Source organism: Streptomyces sp. ITFR-16 (genome assembly GCF_031844705.1).
Classification (GTDB): domain Bacteria; phylum Actinomycetota; class Actinomycetes; order Streptomycetales; family Streptomycetaceae; genus Streptomyces.
This window is the reverse complement of the sequence record NZ_CP134609.1, coordinates 345993-369194: the sequence shown is the minus strand read 5'-3', so window position 1 is coordinate 369194 and position 23202 is coordinate 345993. Positions and strand designations below refer to the sequence as shown.

Annotated in this window: 22 protein-coding genes; 17 read left to right on the top strand and 5 right to left on the bottom strand. The window is 73.3% G+C overall.

Annotated elements, in window-relative coordinates:
* Nucleotides 1-47 precede the first annotated feature (47 nt).
* Together RLT58_RS01715 and RLT58_RS01710 are read right to left on the bottom strand one after the other, a co-directional pair.
* A complete protein-coding gene (locus RLT58_RS01715) occupies nt 48-2186 on the bottom strand; it encodes a SpoIIE family protein phosphatase (RefSeq protein WP_311308558.1) in 2139 nt (712 codons plus the stop codon).
* A gap of 67 nt (nt 2187-2253) precedes the next feature.
* Nucleotides 2254-2646, bottom strand: a complete 393-nt coding sequence (locus RLT58_RS01710; protein WP_311308557.1) for a nuclear transport factor 2 family protein — start codon at nt 2644-2646, stop codon at nt 2254-2256.
* A 70-nt stretch (nt 2647-2716) separates the two neighbouring features.
* Here RLT58_RS01710 and RLT58_RS01705 point away from each other — a divergent pair, with 70 nt between their 5' ends.
* The 6 genes from RLT58_RS01705 (at nt 2717) to RLT58_RS01680 (ending at nt 7692) form a co-directional block, all read left to right on the top strand.
* The gene (locus RLT58_RS01705; protein WP_311308556.1) at nt 2717-3304 is read left to right on the top strand and encodes a PadR family transcriptional regulator; all 588 of its coding nucleotides are present in this window, start codon (nt 2717-2719) and stop codon (nt 3302-3304) included.
* Nucleotides 3305-3313: 9 nt separating this feature from the next.
* Nucleotides 3314-4012 (top strand): alpha/beta fold hydrolase, encoded by a 699-nt coding sequence (locus RLT58_RS01700; RefSeq protein WP_311308555.1) that lies wholly within the window; start codon nt 3314-3316, stop codon nt 4010-4012.
* A gap of 138 nt (nt 4013-4150) precedes the next feature.
* Nucleotides 4151-4828 (top strand): ABC transporter permease, encoded by a 678-nt coding sequence (locus tag RLT58_RS01695; protein WP_311308554.1) that lies wholly within the window; start codon nt 4151-4153, stop codon nt 4826-4828.
* Nucleotides 4825-5502 (top strand): ABC transporter permease, encoded by a 678-nt coding sequence (locus RLT58_RS01690; RefSeq protein ID WP_311308553.1) that lies wholly within the window; start codon nt 4825-4827, stop codon nt 5500-5502. Before RLT58_RS01695 ends, RLT58_RS01690 begins: the two co-directional genes overlap by 4 nt.
* Nucleotides 5499-6446, top strand: coding sequence for an ABC transporter substrate-binding protein (locus RLT58_RS01685; RefSeq protein WP_311308552.1), 948 nt, complete (start codon nt 5499-5501; stop codon nt 6444-6446). The genes RLT58_RS01690 and RLT58_RS01685 overlap by 4 nt, the downstream gene beginning before the upstream one ends.
* A 97-nt stretch (nt 6447-6543) precedes the next feature.
* Nucleotides 6544-7692 (top strand): serine hydrolase domain-containing protein, encoded by a 1149-nt coding sequence (locus RLT58_RS01680; RefSeq protein ID WP_311308551.1) that lies wholly within the window; start codon nt 6544-6546, stop codon nt 7690-7692.
* Between the two features lie 29 nt (nt 7693-7721).
* Here the strand turns inward: RLT58_RS01680 and RLT58_RS01675 are convergent, their stop codons facing one another.
* The gene (locus tag RLT58_RS01675) at nt 7722-8885 is read right to left on the bottom strand and encodes an ABC transporter ATP-binding protein (RefSeq protein ID WP_311308550.1); all 1164 of its coding nucleotides are present in this window, start codon (nt 8883-8885) and stop codon (nt 7722-7724) included.
* Between the two features lie 104 nt (nt 8886-8989).
* Between RLT58_RS01675 and RLT58_RS01670 the strand changes: the two genes are divergently transcribed.
* Nucleotides 8990-10285: an alpha/beta fold hydrolase gene (locus RLT58_RS01670; RefSeq protein ID WP_311308549.1), complete on the top strand. Its 1296-nt coding sequence runs from the start codon at nt 8990-8992 to the stop codon at nt 10283-10285.
* Between the two features lie 63 nt (nt 10286-10348).
* Here the strand turns inward: RLT58_RS01670 and RLT58_RS01665 are convergent, their stop codons facing one another.
* Entirely contained in the window at nt 10349-10921 is a 573-nt protein-coding gene (locus tag RLT58_RS01665) for a rhodanese-like domain-containing protein (RefSeq protein ID WP_311308548.1), read from the bottom strand.
* Nucleotides 10922-11021: 100 nt separating this feature from the next.
* Here RLT58_RS01665 and RLT58_RS01660 point away from each other — a divergent pair, with 100 nt between their 5' ends.
* From RLT58_RS01660 to RLT58_RS01650, 3 genes are all read left to right on the top strand, one after another.
* Nucleotides 11022-11300 (top strand): metal-sensitive transcriptional regulator, encoded by a 279-nt coding sequence (locus RLT58_RS01660; protein WP_311308547.1) that lies wholly within the window; start codon nt 11022-11024, stop codon nt 11298-11300.
* A gap of 87 nt (nt 11301-11387) precedes the next feature.
* Nucleotides 11388-12119: a PIG-L deacetylase family protein gene (locus RLT58_RS01655; RefSeq protein ID WP_311308546.1), complete on the top strand. Its 732-nt coding sequence runs from the start codon at nt 11388-11390 to the stop codon at nt 12117-12119.
* Between the two features lie 61 nt (nt 12120-12180).
* Complete coding sequence (locus tag RLT58_RS01650; protein WP_311308545.1) at nt 12181-13047, top strand: enoyl-CoA hydratase/isomerase family protein; 867 nt, start codon at nt 12181-12183, stop codon at nt 13045-13047.
* Here RLT58_RS01650 and RLT58_RS01645 read toward each other — a convergent pair.
* Nucleotides 13044-13997: an SDR family oxidoreductase gene (locus RLT58_RS01645; protein WP_311308544.1), complete on the bottom strand. Its 954-nt coding sequence runs from the start codon at nt 13995-13997 to the stop codon at nt 13044-13046. The two genes, RLT58_RS01650 and RLT58_RS01645, sit on opposite strands and share 4 nt — an antisense overlap.
* A 146-nt stretch (nt 13998-14143) precedes the next feature.
* Here RLT58_RS01645 and RLT58_RS01640 point away from each other — a divergent pair, with 146 nt between their 5' ends.
* The 7 genes from RLT58_RS01640 (at nt 14144) to RLT58_RS01610 (ending at nt 23185) form a co-directional block, all read left to right on the top strand.
* Nucleotides 14144-16813, top strand: coding sequence for a glycoside hydrolase family 84 protein (locus tag RLT58_RS01640; protein ID WP_311308543.1), 2670 nt, complete (start codon nt 14144-14146; stop codon nt 16811-16813).
* A gap of 172 nt (nt 16814-16985) precedes the next feature.
* On the top strand, nt 16986-17954 hold the full coding sequence (locus RLT58_RS01635; RefSeq protein ID WP_311308542.1) for an NADPH:quinone oxidoreductase family protein: 969 nt from the start codon (nt 16986-16988) through the stop codon (nt 17952-17954).
* Nucleotides 17951-19138, top strand: coding sequence for an acyl-CoA dehydrogenase family protein (locus RLT58_RS01630; protein WP_311308541.1), 1188 nt, complete (start codon nt 17951-17953; stop codon nt 19136-19138). Before RLT58_RS01635 ends, RLT58_RS01630 begins: the two co-directional genes overlap by 4 nt.
* A complete protein-coding gene (locus tag RLT58_RS01625; protein ID WP_311308540.1) occupies nt 19135-20283 on the top strand; it encodes an acyl-CoA dehydrogenase family protein in 1149 nt (382 codons plus the stop codon). Before RLT58_RS01630 ends, RLT58_RS01625 begins: the two co-directional genes overlap by 4 nt.
* A 183-nt stretch (nt 20284-20466) precedes the next feature.
* Nucleotides 20467-20661 carry a hypothetical protein gene (locus RLT58_RS01620; protein WP_311308539.1) on the top strand — a complete coding sequence of 65 codons (195 nt, stop codon included), beginning with the start codon at nt 20467-20469 and terminating at the stop codon, nt 20659-20661.
* Nucleotides 20662-20710: 49 nt separating this feature from the next.
* Complete coding sequence (locus RLT58_RS01615; protein ID WP_311308538.1) at nt 20711-21490, top strand: hypothetical protein; 780 nt, start codon at nt 20711-20713, stop codon at nt 21488-21490.
* A 96-nt stretch (nt 21491-21586) separates the two neighbouring features.
* A complete protein-coding gene (locus RLT58_RS01610; RefSeq protein ID WP_311308537.1) occupies nt 21587-23185 on the top strand; it encodes a hypothetical protein in 1599 nt (532 codons plus the stop codon).
* Nucleotides 23186-23202: the final 17 nt, after the last annotated feature.

Below are 23202 nucleotides of genomic sequence, written 5' to 3'. Positions count from 1 at the left end.
CAACGCCCCTGGCCGGCGGTGCGGTCTCCCGCCCGGCGGCCACGGGGTCAACCGCTCCGGTCCTCCAGTGCCTTGATCAGGAGCAGGGCGATGTCGTCGCTGCCCGGCGTGGAGTGCTCCGCGTAGCGGACCAGGCTGTCGGCGAGCGTGTCCATGGGCCGGCCGGCGCCCCTGGTGAACTGGCGGGCGAGGGCGTCCGTCGCCTCGTCCATGTCGATGCCGGGTGCCTCCACCAGACCGTCGGTGTACAGGGCGAGCGCGGCGCCCGGCGGCAGCGGGACCTCGGTCGTCGGGTAGCGCGCCTCCCGGTCGATGCCCAGCAGCAGACCGGGCGGCAGCTGGAGCACCTCGGTGGGCCCGCCGGGGTGGTGCAGGAGCGGCGGGGGATGGCCGGCCGTCGCCAGCAGGGCGCGGTGCCCGGCCAGATCGAGATGGACGTAGAGGCAGCTGGTGAAGAGGCCGGGGTCGAGATCGGTGAGCAGCCGGTTGGTGCGCTCCAGCACCTCGGCGGGCGGCGCGCCCGCCGAGGCGTGGACGGCCGTGCGGACCTGGCCCATGAGAGCGGCGGCCTTCACGTTGTGGCCCTGGACGTCGCCGATGGCCGCCGCGGCCGTGGTGGCGTCGAGGCGGATGACGTCGTAGAAGTCGCCGCCGATGCCCACGCCGTGGGTGGCGGGCAGATAGCGGGCGGCCACGTCCAGTCCCTCGATCGCGGGCAGGGTCTGGGGCAGCAGATGGGCCTGGAGGCTGTGCGCGAGCCGGTCCTTGGTGTCGTACAGGCGGGCCCGGTCGAGCGCCTGGGCGATCAGCCCGGCGATCGAGGTGAGCAGGGCCCGTTCCTCCGGTTCGAACGGGCGCGTCCGGTCGTAGGCCAGCACCATCGACCCGACCGGGCGTCCGGAGGCGATGAGCGGCAGAAAGGCCCAGGCGGACATGCCGCTCTGGAGCACGGCGGGCGGGTAGGCGCGCTTGAGTTCCGCGAAGGAGCTGTAGAAGGCGGGCACTCCGGTGGTCAGGACGTGCGCGGCGGGTGTGCCCGAGGCCAGGGGCGTGCCGTCGAAGCGTTCCATCAGCTGGGTGGCGAAACCACGGTGTCCCTCGATCCTCAGCCGGCCCTCCGCCGAGGTCATCACGGCGAGTGCCTGGATCCGGAAGGCGGGCCGCAGCTGATGGGAGATCAGGTCGACGACGTCCCGCATCCCGACGGCCTCGGTGAGCGTCGCGGCCAGATGCATCAGGTGGTAGAGCGCGACGGCCCGGCTCGGGGTGCTCGGCGTGGCGGGGGACTCGGCCGGCGGGGCCGCCGCGCCGGACACGGCGACGGGCGTGATGTACACGCTGATGCCGGAGGCGGTGGGGTAGAGGCGGAAGGACAGCCAGCGGTCGGGCGGGCGCAGCGCGGTGAAGGACATCGGCTGCCGGCTGATCATGGCGCCCCGGTACTGGTCCTCGAAGAGGGGATCGTCGAGCCAGGGCAGCGACTCCCACGGCAGCGTGCCCAGCAGAGCGGCCCTGTCCCCGCCGACCAGCCGGGCACCGGTGTCCGTGAGGTAGGTGATCCGGCCGTGCATGTCGAGGGTGCAGCAGCCGCCCGGCAGGCGTGCGACGAAGTCGGCCGCCGCGAGCCCCTCGGCGGGGTCGGCCGGGGGAGTGGCGGGCGGAGGCAGGACGCGGGGTGTGCTGCCCGCCGTCATCGGCCGGCCGCCTTCGTGCGCCTCGTGCAGCACCCGGGCCAGGTCGCGGCAGCAGTCGTGGACCGCCGCGCGTTCCTGGGGCGTGAGCTGCGGTGCGTGCGAGCCCGGCCACAGCAGGACCAGGCCGCCCAGGACGCTGGTGCCGCTCACGACCGGCGCGGCGGCCAGGGCGAAGTGGTACGGCAGGACCAGCGCGGTGCGCGGATAGCGCTGGGCCAGCTCCTCCTGGCTGCCGAGCCACACCAGGTGCCGGTCCTTCACCGCGTCGGCCACCGGGATCGGGGACGACAGCGGGACCCGGGTCCAGGGGGTGGCCAGCTCCGCCGGCACTCCGGCGAGGAGGGCCAGCCGCAGGGCGGAATCGCCCTGCGGCAGCAGATAGAGCATGACCACGGCGGCGCCGGTCATGTGCATGGCACGCGCCGTCGCCGCGTCCAGAAGCGGGGCCCCGGGGTCCGCCCCGGAGTCCCCGGCGGGCCGGGCTTTGTCCATAAACGGACCATACGCCCAGGTTTCGTACCGGGGTGGCTCCGGCGTCCCCGGCCGTACGGGGAACTGCTCAGCCGGCCGAGGCCTCGCGGGTGATCTGCTCGAACCGGGCGCCCATGGCCTCGGCCAGGGCCTGTGCGGCGGACAGGGGGCGGACCATCACCATCAGGTCGTCGATCTCGCCCGCCTCGTTGAGGTGGAGGAAGTCGCAGCCGTTGATCTCCCTCTCGCCCACCTTCGCCACGAAGACGAGCGCGTGCTCGCGGCCGTCCTCGCTCGCCATCTCGCGGACGTAGCGGAAGTCGGTGAACACCTGGGTGACGGCGCGCAGGATCGCGGCGGTCAGCGGCTTGCCGGGGTAGGGCTTGAACGCCACCGGGCTGGTGAAGACGACGTCATCGGCCAGTGTCGCCTCGATCGCTTCGAGGTCGTGCGCCTCGACGGCCTTGCGGAAGGGGTGCATCCGGCGCTCCATAGTCAATTTGTTGAGTAGGTGTAAAAGAGATTAATCATGCCGGTGCTAGCCTGTCCAGATGTCTCTCAAGTACGCGGTCCTGGCGGCGCTGCTGGAAGGCGAGGCGTCCGGATACGACCTGGCCAAGGTCTTCGACGTCTCGGTGGCGAACTTCTGGTCCGCCACCCCGCAGCAGCTCTACCGCGAGCTGGACCGCCTCGCGGAGAGCGGCCTGATCGAGGCGCGCGTCGTGGAGCAGGAGCGCCGGCCGAACAAGAGGCTCTTCACCCTGACCGAGGCCGGGCACGGCGCGCTGGGGGCGTTCACCGCGCGGGATCCCCGTCCCACGGCGATCCGGGACGAGCTGCTGGTCATGATCCAGGCCGTGGACGGCGGCGACCGCGACGCGGTGCGCGCGTCGGTGGAGGCGCGCATGGAGTGGTCGCGGGCCCGGCTCGCCCGCTACGAACGGCTCCGCCTGAGGCTGCTGGACGGCCGCGACGAGGACACCTTCGTGGCGCGGACGGAGCGCATCGGCCCCTATCTGACCCTGATGCGCGGCCGTTCCTTCGAGGAGGAGAACCTGCGCTGGGGTCAGCGGGTCCTGGAGATCCTGGAGCGCCGGGCCCTGGCCGTGCCCAGCCCCGTTGTCAGACCCCTCCGTTAGATTCGCCGCATGACTCAATTCGTACTGGTAGCAGGTGCCTGGCTGGCCGCACCGGCGTGGGACGAGGTGGTGCCCGCGCTGCGCGCGGGGGGTCACGGCGTCCATCCGCTCACACTGTCCGGCCTCGGCGAGAAGCAGGCGCGCCCGGTCGGTCCGCAGACCCATGTGACCGACATCGTCGACGAGGTGGAGCGCCTGGATCTGCGCGACGTCGTCCTGGTCGGCCACAGTTACTCGGGCATTCCCGTCGGCCAGGCCGCCGAGCGCATCGGTGACCGGCTGTCCCGCGTCGTCTTCGTGGACGCCAGTGTCCCCACCGCCGGCGAGTCGTTCGTCTCCGCCTGGTGGCAGGGCCCGGCCGCGCTCCAGGAGGTGCTCGACGGGAACGACGGCTTGTGGGCCCCGCCGGCCGCCGACGAGTTCGATGGCCAGGGGCTCACCGACGAACAGACCGCGCGGCTCCTCGGCGGCGCGGTACCCCACCCCGGCGCCTCGCTGAGCGACCCCGCCGTGCTGGCGGGTCCGCTGGGCGAGCTTCCGGCGACGTACGTCAAGTGCCTCCTGGACGGCCCGGAGCCGTCCGACGACGTGGCCCGGCTGCTGACCGGCGAGCGGTGGGAGCTGGTCACGATGGACACCGGACACTGGCCGATGTTCTCCCGCCCGGACGAGCTGGCCGCGGTCCTCGACAAGGCGGCGGCCTCCTGACCGGCGCCCTCTGACGGCGCGTCCCGTGGCGGTCCGCGCGCGCCGGTGCCGTGGGTGCGTCCCGCACGGAACCGGCGCGCGTCCCCGAACAGGCGAACACCACGCGCGGGACCGCCGGGGCCGGGCTGCAATGGACAGGTGACCGCGCCCCCGGACGACTGCCTCGCGCGCAACGAGTGGATCTGCGGCGCCTACCTGAGCAGCCGCCGGCACATCCTGTGGGACGCGGTGCTCCAGCACCTCCAGCTCACCGCGGTCTCCGTGCTCATCGGCCTGGTCCTCGCGCTCCCGCTCGCCCTCGCGGCCCGCCGCTGGCACTGGGCGGCCGGCCCCGTGCTCGGGGTGACGACGATCCTCTACACCGTGCCGTCGCTCGCCATGTTCTCCCTGCTGCTCCCGGTGTACGGGCTCTCCGCCTCACTGGTCGTCGCGGGCCTCGTGCTGTACTCGCTGACCCTCCTCGTACGGAACATCCTCGCCGGACTGCGGGCCGTGCCCGAGGAGACCCGGCAGGCGGCCCGGGGCATGGGCTACGGACCCGTACGGCTGCTCGTCGCCGTGGAGCTCCCGCTCGCCCTGCCCGCCGCCATGGCCGGCCTGCGCATCGCCACCGTCTCCGCGGTCTCCCTGGTCACCATCGGCGCCATCGTCGGCTACGGCGGCCTCGGCAACCTCATCTACTCCGGGATGAACACCTTCTTCAAGGCGCAGGTGCTCACCGCCTCCGTCCTGTGCGTCGTCATCGCCGTCGCCGCCGACCTGCTCCTCCTGCTCGTGCAGCGCCTGCTGACCCCCTGGACGCGGAGCCGGTCGTGAACACACTCTCCGAGGCCTGGTCCTGGCTCACGACCGCCGCGCACTGGTCGGGCGAGAACGGCATCTGGGCCCGGCTCGGCCAGCACCTCTTCCTCACCGTCGTCTGCCTGCTGGTCAGCTGCCTCATCGCCCTGCCCGTCGCCCTGGTCCTCGGCCATCTCGGCAGGGGCGGCGCGCTGGCCGTGAACATCTCCAACGTCGGGCGGGCCGTCCCGACCTTCGCCGTCCTGGTGCTGCTCCTGCTCACCCCCGTCGGACGGTGGGGCGAGGGCCCGACCATCGTGGCGCTCGTCCTGTTCGCCGTACCGCCGCTGCTCACCAACGCCTACGTCGGCATGCGCGAGGTCGACCAGGACGTGGTCCGCGCCGCCCGGGGCATGGGGATGACGGGCCGGCAGCTGCTCTTCCAGGTCGAGGTGCCGCTCGCGCTGCCGCTCATCCTCACCGGGGTGCGGATCGCGGCCGTCCAGCTCGTCGCGACGGCCACCATCGCGGCGTTGGCGGGCGGCGGGGGCCTCGGCCGCATCATCACCGCCGGATTCAACCTCGCCTCCACTCCGCAGGTCGTCGCCGGCGCGGTGCTGGTCGCCGTGTTCGCGCTGATCGTCGAGGGGCTGTTCGAGGTGGCGCAACGGCTCGCGCCCGACTGGCTCCGCGACGGGGACGCCCGATGAGGGCCCGTCACGCGCTGCCCGCCCTCCTGCTGCTGGCGGCCACCGCCTGCACCACCGGACCGGCGCTGGAGAACCAGGGCGAGGTCACCGCGCCGCCCGGCGACAGCAAGCACCTGACCATCGGATCGGCGGGATTCACCGAAAGCGATCTCCTCGCCCAGATGTACGCCCTCCTCCTCGACCGGGCCGGGTACTCCACGGAGATCATCTCCGTCACCAACCGGGAGATCTACGAAACCGCCCTGGAGAGCGGCCAGATCGACGTCGTCCCGGAGTACGCGGCCACCTTCGCCGACTGGCTGAACGCCAAGAAGAACGGCGCCGACGCCGCCCCCGTCGGCTCACCCGGCCTCGCCACCACCATGAAGGCGCTGCGCGCCCTCGCCGCGCCCCGCGGCCTCACCGTCCTGGACCCCGGAAAGGCCGTCGACCAGAACGCCTTCGCGGTCACCGCCGCCTTCGCGAGGAAGCACCGTCTGAAGTCGCTCAGCGACCTCGGCAAGTCCGGCCTCCCGGTCCGGCTGGCGGCCGGCGACGAATGCGTGCAGCGCCCCTACTGCGCACCCGGGCTGAAGAAGACGTACGGCATCGACATCACCGCCGTCGACCCCAAGGGTGTGGGCACCACCCAGGCCAAACAGGCGGTCCAGAGCGGCCGGGACCAGATGGTGCTGACCACCACCACCGACGCCACCCTGGACAACTTCGGGCTCGTCCTGCTCGCCGACGACAAGCACCTCCAGAACGCCGACTACCTCGTCCCCGTCGTCAACCGGGCCCGGGCCGGCAGCGAAGGCGTCCGCAAGGCCCTGGGCAAGCTGAACACCGTGCTGACCACGGCGGACCTGGCCCGGCTGAACGAGCAGGTGGACAGCTGGCGACGGCTTCCCGAGGACGTGGCCCGCACCTATCTGCGCTCCAGGAAGCTCATCCCCGAGAACTGAGGACGGCTGAACGGGTCCGGCGCGCCGCGACGACTTCGCGCCGACGGGGGAGTCATGGTGATGACACCCGCGTGCGAGAACGTGAGAAGGCGGAGCCATGACCACCCTGCGCGAAGTACTCCAGGAGCACGTCCGTGACGGATCGGTGCCGGGCGCCGTGGGGCTGGTGGCCCGGGGAAACCGGGTGGAGGTGCAGGCGGTCGGGAGCGCCGCCGTCGGCGGGGACACGCCGATGGCCCGCGACACCCTCTTCCGGATCGCCTCGATCACCAAACCGGTCACGGCGGCCGCGGTCATGCTGCTGGTCGAGGACGGGCGGATCGCCCTGGCGGACCCGGTCGCGCCGTGGCTGCCCGAGCTGGCCTCGCCCATGGTCGTGCGCACCCCCGCCAGCCCCGTCGACGACGTCGTCCCGGCCGCCCGGCCCATCACCGTCGGCGACCTGCTCACCTTCCGCGCCGGGTACGGCTTCCCGTCCGACTTCTCGCTGCCCGCCGTCGCGCCCCTGTTCAGCGAGCTGAAGCAGGGCCCGCCGCAGCCGCAGGCCGTCCCCGCCCCCGAAGCCTGGATGGCCGCGCTGTCCCGTATCCCGCTGCTGCACCAGCCGGGGGAGGCCTGGCTGTACAACACCTGCTCCGACATCCTCGGTGTGCTCGTCGCCAGGGTGACGGGGCAGCCGCTGCCGGAGTTCCTGGCCGAGCGGCTCTTCGTCCCGCTCGGCATGACCGACACCGGCTTCGAGGTGCCCGCCGCGAAACTCGACCGGTTCACCACCTACTACCGGGCCGGTACGGGCGGGGAGCTGGAGCAGGTCGATGCCCCGGACGGCCAGTGGAGCAGCATGCCGGACTTCCCGTCCGGAGCCGGCGGCCTCGTCTCCACCGTCGACGACTGGTACGCCTTCGCCCGGATGCTCCTCGACGAGGGTGCGGTGGGCAGCCGCAGCCTGCTGACGCCGGAGTCGGTGCGGCAGATGACGACCGACCAGCTGACCCCCGCTCAGCGCGAGGCCAGCGGGCTGTTCACGGAGGGGCAGGGCTGGGGGTACGGCGGATCGGTGGACGTAGAGAAGGCCGAACCGTGGAACGTGCCCGGCCGCTACGGCTGGGTCGGCGGTACCGGCACCACGGCCCACCTCGTCCCGGCCACCGGCACGGTCGCGATCATGCTCAGCCAGGTGGAGCTGGCCGGACCCACCCCGCCGGCCACGATGCGGGACTTCTGGCGCTACGCGGCGAGCGGCTGAACTCCGTACGGGCGCGGCCCGGGCTTCCGTCAGGCGTCCGCCACCGAGTCGAACTGCACCTCGTCCCGGCTCACGCCCTGGGCGTCCGCGTCCACCGAACGCCGCAGCGCCTCATGGAGCTTCGCCGGCGTCAGCACCCCGAGGAACCGGGCCCCGTCCAGCACCGCCACCCACCCGGCGTCGTGCTGGAGCATCTCGCTGAACGCCTGCTTGAGCGGGGCGCCGACCGGCACCCAGGCGTCCATCCGGCGGGCCAGCTCGCCCACCGTCCCGTGCTCCCCGGCGATCCTGAGCGCGTCGGCGGACACCCAGCCGTGCAGCTCGCCCGCGCGGTTGAGCACCACGGCCCACCGCGAACCCGCCGCCCCGAGCCGGGCCGCCGCCGCCCCGGCCGGCTCGTCCAGCCGGGCGACCGGCGGCTCCTCCAGGTCGTCCGGCTCGATCGTGGTGACCGACAGCCGCTTCAGCCCCCGGTCGGCGCCGACGAACCGGGCCACGTACGGGGTCGCGGGGGAGCCCAGCACCGCCCCCGGGCTGTCGAACTGCTCGATGCGCCCCTCCCCGTACACCGCGATACGGTCGCCCATCCGCACCGCCTCCTCGATGTCATGGGTGACCATCAGCACGGTCTTGCGGACCGCGGCCTGCAGGCTCAGAAACTCGTTCTGAAGCCGCTCGCGCACCACCGGGTCCACCGCGCCGAACGGCTCGTCCATCAGCAGCACCGGCGGGTCGGCCGCCAGCGCCCGGGCCACCCCGACCCGCTGGCGCTGGCCGCCGGAGAGCTGGGCGGGGTAGCGGGAGCCGTACGTCCCGGGGTCCAGGCCCACCAGATCGAGCAGCTCGGCCGCCCGCTCCCGCGCCTTCGACCGCTTCCAGCCGACCAGGGCCGGGACCGTCGCGGTGTTGTCGAGGACCGTCCGGTGCGGGAAGAGCCCCACCTGCTGGATGACATAGCCGATCCGGCGGCGCAGCTTCACCGGATCGACCCCGGCGATGTCCTCGCCGTCCACCAGGATGCGGCCCGAGGTCGGCTCGATCAGCCGGTTCACCATCATCATCGTCGTGGTCTTGCCGCAGCCCGAAGGCCCGACGAGGGTGACGAGTTCCCCCTCGGCGACCTCGAAGGACAGCTCGTGGACCGCGGTCGTGCCGTCCGGATAGACCTTGCCGACCTGCTCGAACCGGATCATGACTGCACGGTAGGAGCCACCCGGCCCCGCCGCACACGGGCCGGGACTGTCCGGGTCACGGGGATGTGCTGAACTGTCCGGGAACCATCGATCCAGGAGCCCCCGTGAACAGCTTCCGCCAGCCCGGTCTCGTCCTCACCGACCGTCACTTCACCGTGCCGCTCGACCACACCGACCCCGGCGGTGAGCAGATCGAGATCTTCGGCCGTGAGGTGGTGGCCGCCTCCCGGGCCGGCGAGGAACTGCCCTGGCTGCTGTATCTGGAGGGCGGACCCGGCTTCGGCGCCCGCCGCTTCACCGGCGCGGAGGCCTGGCTCGGCAGGGCCGTCGAGGAGTTCCGGGTGCTCCTTCTCGACCAGCGCGGCACCGGGCTGTCCACCCCGGCCGGCCGGCAGACGCTCCCGCTGCGCGGCGGGCCCCGCGAGCAGGCCGACTACCTGGCGCACTTTCGGTCCGACAACATCGTCCGCGACTGCGAGGTGATCCGCCCGCAGCTGACCGGCGGCGCGCCCTGGACCGTCCTCGGCCAGTCCTTCGGCGGCTTCTGCGCCGTCCGCTATCTCTCGGCCGCCCCCGAGGGCCTCAGCACGGTCCTGATCACCGGCGGGCTGCCCTCCCTCGACGCCCACGCGGACGACGTCTACCGGGCCGCTTACCCGAGGATCGAACGGAAGGTCGCCGCGCACTACGCCCGCTATCCGCAGGACGTCGAGCGCGCCCGGGCCGTCGCCGCCCACCTCGCGGAACACCGCCCGGAGAGCGCCGGACACCGGCTTACTCCGGAGGGTTTCCAGTCCCTCGGCATCCTGCTCGGCGGCGGCAGCGGCAGCCATCAGCTCCACTACCTGCTGGAGAACGCCTTCGTCGCCACGCCGCACGGCACCGAGCTCTCCGACACCTTCACGGAGGCCATGCGCGCCGCGACCTCGTTCGCCGGGCACCCGCTGTACGCGCTGCTGCACGAGGCCATCTACGGCCAGGGCGAACGCCCCACTGGATGGGCGGCCGAGCGGGTCCGCGCCGAGTTCCCCCAGTTCGACGCGGCGACCGCGCTCAAGGGCGAGGGGCCGGTGCTGTTCACGGGCGAGACGATCCACCCCTGGCACTTCGACGTCGACCCGGCGCTGCGCCCGCTGCGCGAGACGGCGGAACTGCTGGCCACCCGCGGCGGCTGGGAGCCGCTGTACGACCCCGAGCGCCTCGCGGCCAACGAGGTCCCGGTGGCGGCCGCCGTCTACCACGACGACATGTACGTGGACACCGCGCACGCGCTGCGCACGGCCGCCGCGATCCGGGGGCTGCGCACCTGGGTGACGAACGAGTTCGAGCACGACGGGCTGCGCGCGGGCGGTCCCCGGGTGCTGGACCGGCTGCTCGCCCTGGTGCGTGACGAGGTCTGAGCCCGAGCACGCGGGAGCCGGTCGCACCGGGCGGTGCGACCGGCTCCCGTCTCTTTCGCTGCCTCAGCCCTGGAGGGCGTCCAGCGTCTCGTCCAGATTCGTCGCGGCGTGCGGGGCGCGGTTGTACGGGAGCTTCGACAGGACCGCCGCCATGCCGCAGGTGTTGGTGACCGCGGAGAAGACGAGACCGGACCCGATGCCCGCGGACAGCCAGCGCGCGGCCGGATAGCGGACCCCCGCCAGCAGACCGGCCACCACGAGCGATCCGGCGGCCAGCCGCACCTGGCGTTCCATGGGCCAGGTGGCCCGGCCGCCCTCGGGGCGGTCCAGGTCATGGCCCTCGCCCTCCCAGGCGGAGGTGCCTCCGGACAGTGTGACGGCCTCGATGTCGGCCGCCGAGAGGATGTCGCAGGCCCGCGTGGAGCGGACGCCGGAGGCGCACACCACGAGCAGGGAGCCCCGGGCGGAGGCGGACTTCAGAGCGGGCACCGCCTCGGAGAGGCGGTCGAGCGGGATGTTCAGCGCGCCGGGGACGTGCCCCGAGGCGTACTCGCCGGGAGCGCGCACGTCGATCACGGTGAACTCCGCGAGCCGGGCCGCGGCCTGGGTGGGGGAGAGGGATACGGGGCTGGTCACGAGCAGTGTTTCCTTTCGTTCACCGGGAGTGAGGCAGAGACACGCGCTCTCCTGCCCCGGACGGGCTAGAATACCCCCTGGGGTATAAAAGGGAGGTTCTGTGGAGCTCGACATGGCGGCCGATGAACTCAAGTCGGTGCTCAACCGCCTGCGCCGCGCCCAGGGCCAGCTCACCGGGGTCATCAGGATGATCGAGGAGGGCCGCGACTGCGAGGACGTCATCACCCAGATGGCGGCCGTCTCGCGGGCGCTCGACCGGGCCGGCTTCGCGATCATCGCCACGGGCCTCCAGCACTGTGTGGCCGACGGGGCGGGAGAGCCCGCCGACCGGGACCTGATGCGGGCCCGCCTGGAGAAGCTCTTCCTCTCACTGGCCTGAGTCCGCACCCGAGCCGCCCTGCGCACGGGCCCCGCGCGGCGTCCGCGACACGGCGCCCGACGCCTCCCGGCCGGTTAGCCTGCCGACATGACCGAGCAGCTGACGCCCATGCCCGAGGACTGGCGGCGCGCCCTGGCCGTCGTGGCGCACCCCGACGACCTGGAGTACGGCTGCGCGGCAGCCGTCGCCGGCTGGACCGACGCCGGCCGTGACGTCGGCTATCTGCTGGCGACCCGGGGCGAGGCGGGCATCGACACCCTCGACCCGGAGACCTGCGCGCCGCTGCGCGAGCGGGAGCAGCGGGCCAGTGCGGCGGCCGTCGGGGTCTCCCACGTCGAGTTCCTGGACCACCGCGACGGGGTCATCGAGTACGGCCCCGCACTGCGCCGCGACATCGCCGCGGGCATCCGCCGCTTCCGGCCCGAGCTGGTGATCACGCTCAACCACCGTGACACCTGGGGCGGGGTCGCCTGGAACACCCCCGACCACCGTGCCGTCGGCCGGGCAGCCCTGGACGCGGCCGCCGACGCGGGCAACCGCTGGATCTTCCCCGAGCTGACCGAGCAGGGCCTCGAACCGTGGGACGGCGTGCGCTGGGTGGCCGTGGCCGGGTCGTCCACGCCCACGCACGCCGTCGACGCGACGCCCGGACTCGAACGGTCCGTACAGTCGCTCCTCGCCCACCGCACGTACATCGAGGTGCTCACGGACGAGGACCCCGAGGCGTACTGCCGCGCCTTCCTCACCGGGAACGCCGAGGCGGCCGCCGAGCGGTTCGGGGGCCGCCCGGCCGTCACCTTCGAGCTGTTCTCCCGCTGAGCCCGGAGGGGCCCTGGCTCCTCGCGGGCCGCCCGCCGTACGCTGTGCCGCGCAGCAATCTGTGACGAAGCGTCAGTTGCGAGTGGGGGCGGCCGTGCTCGACATCCTCGACCAGGACATTCCGCAGGGGCGGGAGCGGATCACGCTCCGGACCGGGAACGGCGTCGGTGTGCTGACGCTCTGCCGGCCGGAGCAGCTCAACGGCTGGAGCTGGGAGTCCACCCGGCAGCTCGGCATCATGGCCGACCGGCTCCGCTTCGACGACACGGTGCGGGTGGTCCTGCTGCGCGGCGAGGGCAGGGCCTTCTGCGCCGGGATCGACGTCACCGCGCCCGGCGGCGGCATCACGGGCCGCTCGCCGGCCGAACGCACCCAGCGCTACTACGAGGGCATCCGCTGGGCGCACGAGCGCTTCGCCGCGTTCGCCGGTCTGCCGCAGCCCGTGGTCGCCGCTGTGCAGGGCTACTGCCTGGGCTTCGGTTTCGAGCTGGCGCTGATGGCGGACATCCGGATCGCCGCCGACGACGCCGTGTTCGCGCTGCCGGAGGCCGGGATCGGGGTCGCGGTCGACGCCGGCGGGGACATGCGGATCGCCCGCGAGGCGGGGGCGGGCTGGGCGAAGTACCTCGCGCTGACCGGCCGCCGGATCGACGCGGCGACGGCCGAGCGGATCGGGCTGCTCCAGGCCGTCACCCCCCTCGCCGAACTGGAGCGCACCGCCCGCTCCGTGGCCGAGGCCGTCGCCGCCCAGGCGCCGCTGGCCGTGCGCCACATCAAGCGCTCGGTGGACGCGTTCGCGGACGCCGGACTCGCGCAGGCGCTCGACCGCACGGCCCTGGCCGCAGCCCTCACCCTCACCTCGGGGGACGCCGCCGAAGGGTACGCCGCCAAGGCGGCCCGCCGCCCGCCCCGCTTCGACGGCACCTAGGGCGTGTCGTGGGGCCCGCCGGGGCCGGGGAGGGTGAACGGGGCGCACCCCAGCTGTTCGCGTACCGGCACCACGGGCGGTGCAACCAGGGAGCGTCGCTGCCAGTTGGCCCCGTCGACCACCAGGGAGTGGCCGGAGACGAACCCCGCGTACGGCGAGGCGAGGAAGGTCGCCGCCCAGCCCAGTTCGCGCGGCAGCCCCACCCGGAGCGCGGGCTGTCGTACGTCGAGTTCCCGGCCGTCCGGCGCGGCCCGGTCGAGGTGGCCCCGGATGTCGCCGCTCATGTCCTCGTGCGGCATCAGGCCGGGCACCAGGCCGTTGACCCGGATGCCGTACGGGCCCCACTCCACGGCCAGCGTCTCGACGAGGTTCTTCACCCCGGCCTTGGCGGCGGCCGAGTGGGCGTAGCCGGGGCCGCCGGTCCAGGCGTACGAGGCCCCGACGCACACGATCGAGCCTGCCGTGCCCGCCGCCAGGTGGCCGCGCCCGAACGCGCGGGTCATGAACCAGGTGCCCGTCAGGGTGATGTCGAGCACCGCCCGCCACGCGTTCGGCGACAAGTCCTCGGCGGGGGAGGGGAAGTTGGCCGCCGCGTTGTTGATCAGCACATCCGGCGGCCCCAGTCGGTCCTCGGTCGCGTCGAACACCTCCGCGACCCTGTCCGGGTCCCGGATGTCGGCCGTGGCGGTCTCGACGCGGCCGGTGGTCAGGTCCGCGAGTTCGGCCGCCGCCGAGGCGAGCCGGCCTGCGTTGCGGCCGACGATCATCAAGTCAGCCCCCAGCCGGGCGAATTCCGCCGCGATCGCCTTCCCGAGGCCCGAGCCGCCGCCCGTCACCAGCACCACGGACCCGCCGTAGGTGCCGGCGGGCAACGCGCTCGCTCCCAGCGGGGGAGGGGCGGGCAGCCCCGGGGTGCCCGTGTTCTGTGTGTGCTCCGCGCTCTCCGTCATGGGCGCATGAGTACCGCTTCCGAAGGCAAAAGACCAGGTCCACGCACTGATGTTGTCCAGACCATTGACATGGCAGCGCCAAGATGTTGCATTCGGGTTCGTTGTGCTGCGCGACTCCGGTGACTTGAGTGACCCATGGAGGATCTGTGACGCCTCGCCCACCCCGTCTCACCGCGCTCGCCGCCGCGGCCGCGCTGCTCGCCGGCGGACTGCTGGCCGCCGGACCGCCTGCCCGGGCGGCCGACGGGAGCCCCACCGGGACCCCGGCCACGGCCCAGGACACCCCGGCCATCACCCCCACCCCGCGCTCGGTGAACCACCGCCCGGACCGGATCACGCTCACCCCCACCGTCACCCTGGTCGCCGGGGAGACGGCCGACGACCCGACGCTCGACCTGGTGGAGGCCGCCCTGCGCGGGGCCGGTGTGCGGCGCGTCGTCCGCGCCGCCCGGCCGCCGGCGACCGGGCTCACCGTCCACGTCGGCGACGCGCGCGCCCTCGCCGCGCAGAAGATCGAAGGGCCCTCCGCGCTGCCCGCCGAAGGCTATGTCCTCGGCATCGGGGCGAACCGCGTGGTCCTCGCGGGCAAGGACACCACCGGCACCTACTACGCCGCCCAGACCCTGCGCCAGATCCTGCCGAAGCGGAGCCGGCCGGGGGCGAGGATCGACGGCCTCGTGGTGCGCGACTGGCCCGGTACCGCGCTGCGCGGCGTCATCGAGGGGTTCTACGGCACCCCGTGGTCGCACGCGGCCCGCCTCGACCAGCTCGACTACTACGGCGAGCACAAGATGAACATCTACGTGTACTCGCCCAAGGACGACACCTACCTCCGCGAGAAGTGGCGCGATCCCTACCCCGCCGACCAGTTGGCACAGATCAAGGAGCTGGCCGACCGGGCTGCCCGGCGGCACGTAGAGTTCACCTACGCGCTCTCGCCCGGCCTCTCGGTCTGCTACAGCTCCGAGGAGGACGCGAAGGCGCTGGTCGACAAGTTCCGGACCATCTGGGACATCGGCGTGCGCACCTTCGCCGTCCCGCTCGACGACATCAGCTACACCGACTGGAACTGCGACGCCGACAAGGCGAAGTGGGGGACCGGCGGCGGCGCCGCGGGCGCGGCCCAGGCGTATCTGCTCAACCGGGTCGACAAGGAGTTCATCGCCACCCACCCCGGCGCCCAGCCGCTCCAGATGGTCCCCACCGAGTACTACGACGTCGCCCCGTCCCCGTACAAGACGGCCCTGGCCGAGCAGCTCGACCCGGATGTGCTCGTCGAGTGGACCGGTGTGGGCGTGGTCGCGCCGACCATGACGGTCGCTCAGGCGGACGCCGCCCGCGAGGTGTTCGGGCATCCGATCCTGACCTGGGACAACTACCCGGTCAACGACTACGCCACCGACCGGCTGCTGCTCGGCCCGTTCAACGGACGCGAGAAGGGGCTGCCGGGGCGGCTCGCCGGGATCACCGCCAACCCGATGATCCAGCCGTACGCCTCGAAGCTCTCGCTGTACACCGTCGCGGACTACGCCTGGAACGACGAGGCGTACGACCCCCGCACCTCCTGGGTCCGGGGGATCGAGGAGTACGCCGGCGGCGACGCCCGCACCGCGCGGGCGCTGCGTGCCTTCGCCGACGTGAACTACAGCTCCGCGCTCAACGCCGACAAGGCGCCCGAACTGGCCGCCGCGTTCGCCCGCTACTGGGCCTCCGGTGACGCGAAGCGGCTCACTTCCGTGCTCACCTCCCTCGGTGCGGCCCCCGCCCGGCTGCGCACCGGTCTGCCGGATCACGGCTTCCTCGACGACGCGGGCCCCTGGCTGGACGCCACCGAGTCCTGGGCGACCGCGGCCCGTACCGCCCTGCGGATGGTGGAGGCGGCCCGCGCGGGACAGGGGGCGCGGGCCTGGGAGCTGAGGCAGCAGCTGCCCGCGCAGGTCGAGCGCGCCACGTCGTTCACGTACACCGGGCTCGACGGGCGTGAGGTGCCGGTCCTCGTCGGTGACGGGGTGCTGGACGGGTTCGTCGAAGCGGCCACCGCCGAACACGACCGGATCCTCGGGGTGAGCGGCCGGCCCACCGCCTCCACCAGCCTGGGCACGTATCGGAGCAACACCGTCGCACGGATGCTCGACGGCGACGACGGCACCTGGTTCTGGAGCGACGGTGCACCGGCCGAGGGCGACCATGTCACCGTCGATCTGGGCGAGTCCACGGACATCGGCGGGATCACGCTCGCCATGGGGAAGCCCGGCAGCACCGAGGACTACCTTCACGCGGGGGTGCTGGAGTACTCGGCCGACGGGACCCGCTGGCACAGGCTCACGGACTTCTCCGGCCGGGCGGACGTCACCGCGACCCCGCTCGCCGGAACGAAGGCGCGCTATGTGCGGGCGCGGGCGACCGCCGGCCAGACCAGCTGGGTCGTCGTCCGTGAGTTCCACGTCACGACCACGCGCGCCGCGGTCGCCGGCAACCCGCCGGCGGCCACCGGATCCGCCCTGGACTCGGCGGCCGACGGGGACCCGGCCACCGTCTACCGCGCCGCGCGTGCCCCGGAGGCCGGCGAGGCCCTGGAGATCGCGCTCGGCGCCGCCCGCGCGGTCGGGTCGGTCACCGTCCTGAGGCCCGCCGGTGCCGAGGGCGCGGCGGACATCCAGCTGCGGAGCGCGGACGGCGACTGGCGGACCGCCGGGAAGCTCGGCGGACCGTACACCAGGATCGGCACCCCCGGCCGGACGGCCGACGCGGTACGCCTGGTCTGGCGGGCGGGCTCCCCGGCGCCGGGGATCGCTGAGGTGGTGGTGGGGAAGTAACGGGTCCCTTCCCTTGTGCGCCCGGCGCCGCCGCACCCCGGGGCGGGCCGGGCGCACGGCCGTGTCCGGGCCCGCTCGAACCGGTCGCCCGCAGGTTGTTCCCACAGGGGCAAGCGACCGCTTAGTATGCCCCGGAGCAGTGGTAATGCCGACAGTGTTGTGGAGGCCCCTCATGCAGGCATGGCGAGTGCACCGGAACGGCGAGCCGAGCGAGGTGATGCGGCTGGAGGAGACGGACCGGCCGACGCCCGGCGACGGGCAGGTGGTCGTCGAGGTGCTCGCGGCGAACATCAACTTCCCCGACGCGCTGCTCTGCCGCGGCCAGTACCAGGTACGGCCCCCGCTGCCGTTCACCCCCGGCGTGGAGATCTGCGGCCGGACCGGCGACGGGCGCCGGGTGCTCGCCACCTCCGCCCTGCCCCACGGCGGATTCGCCGAGTACGTCGTCGCGGACGAGGCGGCACTCCTGCCCGCCCCTGAGAGCCTGGACGACGCCGAGGCGGCCGCCCTGCACATCGGCTACCAGACCGGCTGGTTCGGGCTGCACCGCCGGGCGCGCCTCCAGGCCGGCGAGACGCTACTCGTCCACGCCGCCGCGGGCGGCGTGGGCAGCGCGGCCGTACAGCTCGGCAAGGCCGCGGGCGCCACCGTCATCGGTGTGGTCGGCGGGCCGGAAAAGGCGAAGGCCGCCGCCGAACTCGGCTGCGACCTGGTCGTCGACCGGCGCACCGACGACATCGTCGCCGCCGTGAAGGAGGCCACCGGAGGCCGGGGCGCCGATGTGGTGTACGACCCCGTCGGCGGCGACGCGTACGCCAAGTCCGTGAAGTGCATCGCCTTCGAGGGACGGGTGATCGTCGTCGGCTTCGCCAGCGGCGTCATCCCCACGCCCGCACTCAACCACGCCCTGGTGAAGAACTACTCGGTCCTCGGACTCCACTGGGGCCTGTACAACACCAAGGACCCGCAGGCGGTCCGCGACTGCCACACGGAACTCACCCGGCTCGCCGCCGAAGGAGCCATCAAGCCGCTGATCAGCGAGCGGGTCCCGATGGCCGGGGCGGCGGCAGCCGTCCAGCGCGTCGCCGACGGTACCAGCACCGGCCGCATCGTCGTCCTGCCGTCGGGAGCCGCCCGATGACCGCCCCCGACGCCGCCGGACTGCGCCGCCGCACCCGCGACCTGCTCGCCGCGCACCCCCCGGCCACCACGGACCGCACCGACTTCCTCAGGGCGCGCTTCGACGCCGGACTCGCCTGGGTGCACTACCCGGCCGGGCTCGGCGGCCTCGACGCGCCGCGCTCCCTCCAGACGGTCGTCGACGCCGAACTCGCCGCCGCCGGCGCCCCGGACAACGACCCGCGCCGTATCGGCATCGGCCTCGGCATGGCGGCCCCGACGGTCCTCGGCTTCGGCACCGACGAGCAGAAGCAGCGCTTCCTGCGCCCCCTGTGGGTCGGCGAGGAGGTGTGGTGCCAGCTCTTCAGCGAACCGGGCGCCGGCTCCGACCTGGCAGCGCTCGGCACGCGCGCGGTGCGCGACGGCGAGGACTGGGTGGTCGACGGGCAGAAGGTCTGGACGTCCAGCGCCCATGTGGCGCGCTGGGCGATCCTCATCGCCCGCACCGACCCGGACGTGCCCAAGCACCGGGGCATCAGCTACTTCATCTGCGACATGACCGATCCCGGCGTCGAGGTGCGGCCGCTGCGCCAGATCACCGGTGAGGCCGAGTTCAACGAGGTCTTCCTCACCGGTGTGCGCATCCCCGACAGCCGCAGGCTCGGACCCGTCGGCGAGGGCTGGAAGGTCGCACAGACGACGCTCATGAACGAGCGCGTCTCCATCGGCGGATCCCGCATCCCGCGCGAGGGCGGCATGATCGGCCCGGTCTCCCGGACCTGGCGCGAACGCCCCGGGCTGCGCACCCATGACCTGCACCAGCGGCTGCTGACGCTCTGGGTCGAGGCGGAGGTCGCCAGGCTTGCGGGTGAACGGCTGCGCCAGCAGCTCGTCGCCGGACAGCCGGGCCCGGAGGGCTCCGGCATGAAGCTGGCCTTCGCCCGCCTCAACCAGGAGATCAGCGGGCTGGAGGTGGAACTCCTCGGTGACGAAGGGCTGTTGTACAGCGACTGGACCATGCGCCGCCCCGACCTCGTCGACTTCACCGGGCGCGACGCCGGCTACCGCTACCTCCGCTCCAAGGGCAACTCCATCGAGGGCGGCACGAGCGAGGTACTGCTGAACATCGTCGCCGAACGCGTGCTCGGCCTGCCCGCCGAGCCGCGCAACGACAAGGACGTCGCCTGGAAGGACCTCTCCCGATGACCGCACAGCCCGAAGCGAGCCAGGCACCCGATCTGCTGTACTCGGAGGCCGAGGAGGACCTGCGGGCGGCGGTGCGCTCACTGCTCGCCGACCGGGCCGACGCGCCGGCGGTGATCGCCCGCACCGAGTCCGACACGCCGTACGACCCGCAGCTCTGGAAGGCCCTCGCCACCGACATCGGTGCCGCCGGACTGCTGGTGCCCGAGAAGCTCGGCGGCCAGGGCGCCTCCCACCGCGAGGCCGCCGTCGTCATCGAGGAACTCGGCCGCAGCGTCGCCGCCGCGCCCTACCTCACCAGCTCCGTCGTCGCCACCGAGACGCTGCTCGCACTCGGCGCGCAGGACGGGCCGGCGGCTGAACTGCTCACCGAACTGGCCACCGGCCGCAGGGTCGCGGTCCTCGCCGTGCCCTTCGCCGCGGCACCGGGGAGCGCGGCACCGGGAAGCGTGGCTGCGGCGGAGGCCGCGGCGGTGTCCGGCAGCCTCGAAGGCGCCCTCGGCCCGATCGCCGACGCGGCCGCCGCCGACGTGCTGCTGGTCCCCACCGCCGACGGCCTGTACGCCGTGGCCGCGGACGCGGCCGGGGTCACTCTCGAGCCGCTCGTCGCGCTCGACCTCACCCGCCCGCTCGCCGCGGTCACCCTCGCCGGTGCCACCGGCACCCTCCTCGCGGACGCCGGGACGGCCCGGGCCGCCGTGGAGCGGGGGCTGCTCGCGGGAGCCGGGCTGCTCGCCTCGGAGCAGCTGGGACTCGCCGAGTGGTGCCTGACCGAGACAGTGCGACACACCCGGGAGCGCCACCAGTTCAACCGCCCCATCGGGTCCTTCCAGTCGCTCAAGCACCGCATGGCGCAGCTCTGGCTGGAGATCGTCTCGGCCCGTGCGGCGGCCCGCAACGCCGCCGACGCCCTGGCCACGGGCAGCCCCGACACGCCGTTGGCGGTCGCCGTGGCCCAGGCGTACTGCTCCAAGGTCGCCGTCCACGCGGCGGAGGAGTGCGTCCAGCTGCACGGCGGCATCGGGATGACCTGGGAGCACCCCGCGCACCTGTATCTGAAGCGGGCCAAGGCCGACGCGACCGCATACGGCACGGCGGGCCGCCACCGCGAGACCGTCGCCGCGCTGATGGAGCTGCCCGCGCCGTAACACCGCAGGCCGGAGGGGGAGCGGGGGGCGCGCGGAGGTGCCCCCGCTCCCCCTCGCGCGCGTACCCGCCGGGACGGCCCGGACGTACCCGTTTGGCGGACACGCCGGTGCGCCGGATGGCCCCTCCGCTGCGCCACACTGACGCCGAATGCCGCAATTCCGGCGCGGCGGAGGAGGTTGGCCATGGCCATTTCGATCTCACTGGTGCTGCTTCTGCTGATTCTGGCGGTGATCTTCCTCCGCAACGGCGGACTGAAGGTCTCCCATGCGCTGGTCTGCGCCCTCCTCGGGTTCTTCCTCGCCGGCACGAGCATGGCCCCCACGATCCAGGACGGCCTGACGGCCACCGCCGACGTCGTGAGCAGCATCAGGCCCTGACCGCCCCGGGGAATCGTGTGCAGGTGCTCCTGATCCGTACAGTTCAGGCATGTCATTCCCCCCTCATGGACGCGTGCCGGGCGCCGCTCACCACGAGCACTGCCGCAACAGCGGCTGCTGCCGGTGCTCGCAGCGGCCCTGGACGACGGCCGTCGGGAGCGAACGCCTCTGCGCCCTGTGCGCCGCGTGCTGCCGGGAGTGCGGCCGGGCGCCCGCGCCTCATGTGGACAAGCTCGCCGACGGGCTCTGCGGCAACTGCCGCGGCCTGTGCGGCCGGTGCGGTGCGCCGTTCACGGCGGACGGGGACTGCCGGTGCAGGCGGTGGCAGCGGCCCGGGGGCGACCCCGTCGCGTACGTCCTCCACGCGCTCCCGCCGCCGCTCGTGCGCGCGTTCGGCGGCGGCTTCCCCCGCGAGCTGGTCGGGCTGATCCGGCGGGAACTGGACCGCCGCAGCCCCGACCAGCTCCTGGACCGGGCCGAACGCCGCTGGCACTCCCGCTGGTCCCACACGCTCCAGGAGACGGACGAGGACGGCCGCCGCCGGGCGCCCCTGGAGATCGCCGAACAACTGCTCCGGCCGGGCATGTGCGCCGAACCCGCCTGCGAGGACGGCCGGCTGCTCACCACCGACGCCGCCTGCGGGCGCTGCGCCCGGCCGCTCCACCGCTTCGTGCCCGACCAGGCCGGCGGCCGGGCCGCTTCGGACCGGGCCAGGACCGCGGTCACCGCGATCCGGCGGGAGATGCTCGACCGCCGTACACGGGGGCCGCGCCCGGGCGCGGGGCCGGCCTCGCCCGGCGCGCCGGCGGTCAACGTTGCACCGCCGTGAAGCGTCCATGAAACACAGCGGGTTTCCATGGACACTTCAAGGGCCTCGACCTAGCGTCGGGCGGCGGCGCGACCCCGCCCCCGACCGAGGAGTCCGATGTCCCCGCTGTCCCCCCTGACCAGAAGCGGACCCGTCCGCGCCCTGGCCCTGGCACTCGCCCTCTGCGCCACGGCGCTCACGGCGTCCGCGTCACCGGCCGCCGCGTCCGACATACCCCGGGCCCCCGGCCACCGGCTGGTCAGCGACTACACGGGGGCGCCCGCCACCGCCACACCGGTCCCCGGGCAGGCCCCGCCGCAGCACCCCTTCCTCGCCCCGAACGGCCGCAGCGGCATGCACGGCGACGCGTGGGGCAGCGGCACCCATCCGTACTCAGGACCGCTCGGCCGCGACCCCGAGGTCAGCAGCGAGCAGATCGCGCCCCTGGGCGGCGAGTGCGCCACCGCCACCTTCGACGCGGCGGGCCGGCTCGTCACCGTGTGCGGCACGTTCACCGGGTTCCTGCTCAAGCTCCTGGACCCGCGCACGCTCGACACCCTCGCCGAGTACAAGCTGCCGCAGCGCTCCTCGACGGTCGAGGCCATCACCCGGCTCGACTTCTCCAAGATCTTCAAGGACACCTCGGGCGGCGCCTACTTCTACCTCGACGACCAGGACCGGGTGGTCCTCGCCGACTCCCGCCAGCACATCCAGCGCATCGCGCACGAGCAGGCCCCCGACGGCGGCTGGCGCTTCGTCGTGGACGACGACTGGGACCTCACCGGACAGGTGCCGCACGACTGCGTCAGCTGGACCAACCTCTACCCCAGCGGCACCTGCGACCCCGTCACCTCCGTCATGCCCGACTGGCAGGGCCGCATCTGGTGGGTGACCCGGCTCGGCAGGGTCGGCACCGTCGACCCGCGGACCTCCGCCGTCCGCTCCGTGCAGCTCACCGGCGAGGAGATCCAGAACTCCTTCTCCGTCGCCGAGGACGGCGTCTCCATCGTCACCGACCACGCCCTCTACAGCTTCACCGCCCGCGCCGACGGCACCCCGCAGGTCCAGTGGCGCCAGACGTACGACCGGGGGACCGGCACCAAACCCGGCTCGGTGAACCAGGGTTCCGGCACCACCCCCGACCTCTTCGGCGAGGGTGACGACTACGTCGCCATCACCGACAACGCCGACGACCGGATGAACGTCCTCGTCTACCGCCGCGCCCCCGGCGTCCCCGACGACCGGCGGCTCGTCTGCAAGGTCCCCGTCTTCGGCTCCGGGGCCTCCACCACCGACAACTCCATGATCAGCTGGGGCAACAGCCTGGTCGTCGAGAACAACTACGGCTACGAGAACGTCACCTCGCTCCTGCTCGGCCGCAGCGTCGTCGGCGGCGTCGCCCGCATCGACGTACGGCCCGACGGCAGCGGCTGCGACACCGTCTGGAACAGTGCCGTCCGCTCACCCTCCACCGTGCCCAAGCTGTCCACCGCCAACGGCCTGCTGTACTTCTACGAGAAACAGCCCAACGTCCTCGGCATCGACGCCTGGTATCTGAGCGCCGTCGACTTCCGCACCGGGGAGCGGCGCTGGACCAAGCTCACCGGCACCGGACCCTCGTACGACAACAACTGGGCCCCGGTCACCGTCGGACCGGACGGCACGGCGTACGTCGGGGTGTTCAACGGCATCGTGGCGGTGCGCGACACCCGGTGACGCGGGATGCGAGGTGT

Excerpts from the sequence above, each read along its gene's own strand:
- RLT58_RS01710 (WP_311308557.1), bottom strand. The coding sequence starts at position 2,646 with ATGCACCCCTTCCGCAAGGCCGTCGAGGCGCACGACCTCGAAGCGATC.
- RLT58_RS01620 (WP_311308539.1), top strand. The coding sequence starts at position 20,467 with ATGGCCATTTCGATCTCACTGGTGCTGCTTCTGCTGATTCTGGCGGTG.
- RLT58_RS01625 (WP_311308540.1), top strand. The coding sequence starts at position 19,135 with ATGACCGCACAGCCCGAAGCGAGCCAGGCACCCGATCTGCTGTACTCG.
- RLT58_RS01630 (WP_311308541.1), top strand. The coding sequence starts at position 17,951 with ATGACCGCCCCCGACGCCGCCGGACTGCGCCGCCGCACCCGCGACCTG.
- RLT58_RS01675 (WP_311308550.1), bottom strand. The coding sequence starts at position 8,885 with ATGATCCGGTTCGAGCAGGTCGGCAAGGTCTATCCGGACGGCACGACC.
- RLT58_RS01680 (WP_311308551.1), top strand. The coding sequence starts at position 6,544 with ATGACCACCCTGCGCGAAGTACTCCAGGAGCACGTCCGTGACGGATCG.
- RLT58_RS01615 (WP_311308538.1), top strand. The coding sequence starts at position 20,711 with ATGTCATTCCCCCCTCATGGACGCGTGCCGGGCGCCGCTCACCACGAG.
- RLT58_RS01715 (WP_311308558.1), bottom strand. The coding sequence starts at position 2,186 with ATGGACAAAGCCCGGCCCGCCGGGGACTCCGGGGCGGACCCCGGGGCC.
- RLT58_RS01685 (WP_311308552.1), top strand. The coding sequence starts at position 5,499 with ATGAGGGCCCGTCACGCGCTGCCCGCCCTCCTGCTGCTGGCGGCCACC.
- RLT58_RS01610 (WP_311308537.1), top strand. The coding sequence starts at position 21,587 with ATGTCCCCGCTGTCCCCCCTGACCAGAAGCGGACCCGTCCGCGCCCTG.
- RLT58_RS01635 (WP_311308542.1), top strand. The coding sequence starts at position 16,986 with ATGCAGGCATGGCGAGTGCACCGGAACGGCGAGCCGAGCGAGGTGATG.
- RLT58_RS01700 (WP_311308555.1), top strand. The coding sequence starts at position 3,314 with ATGACTCAATTCGTACTGGTAGCAGGTGCCTGGCTGGCCGCACCGGCG.
- RLT58_RS01645 (WP_311308544.1), bottom strand. The coding sequence starts at position 13,997 with ATGACGGAGAGCGCGGAGCACACACAGAACACGGGCACCCCGGGGCTG.
- RLT58_RS01655 (WP_311308546.1), top strand. The coding sequence starts at position 11,388 with ATGACCGAGCAGCTGACGCCCATGCCCGAGGACTGGCGGCGCGCCCTG.
- RLT58_RS01705 (WP_311308556.1), top strand. The coding sequence starts at position 2,717 with ATGTCTCTCAAGTACGCGGTCCTGGCGGCGCTGCTGGAAGGCGAGGCG.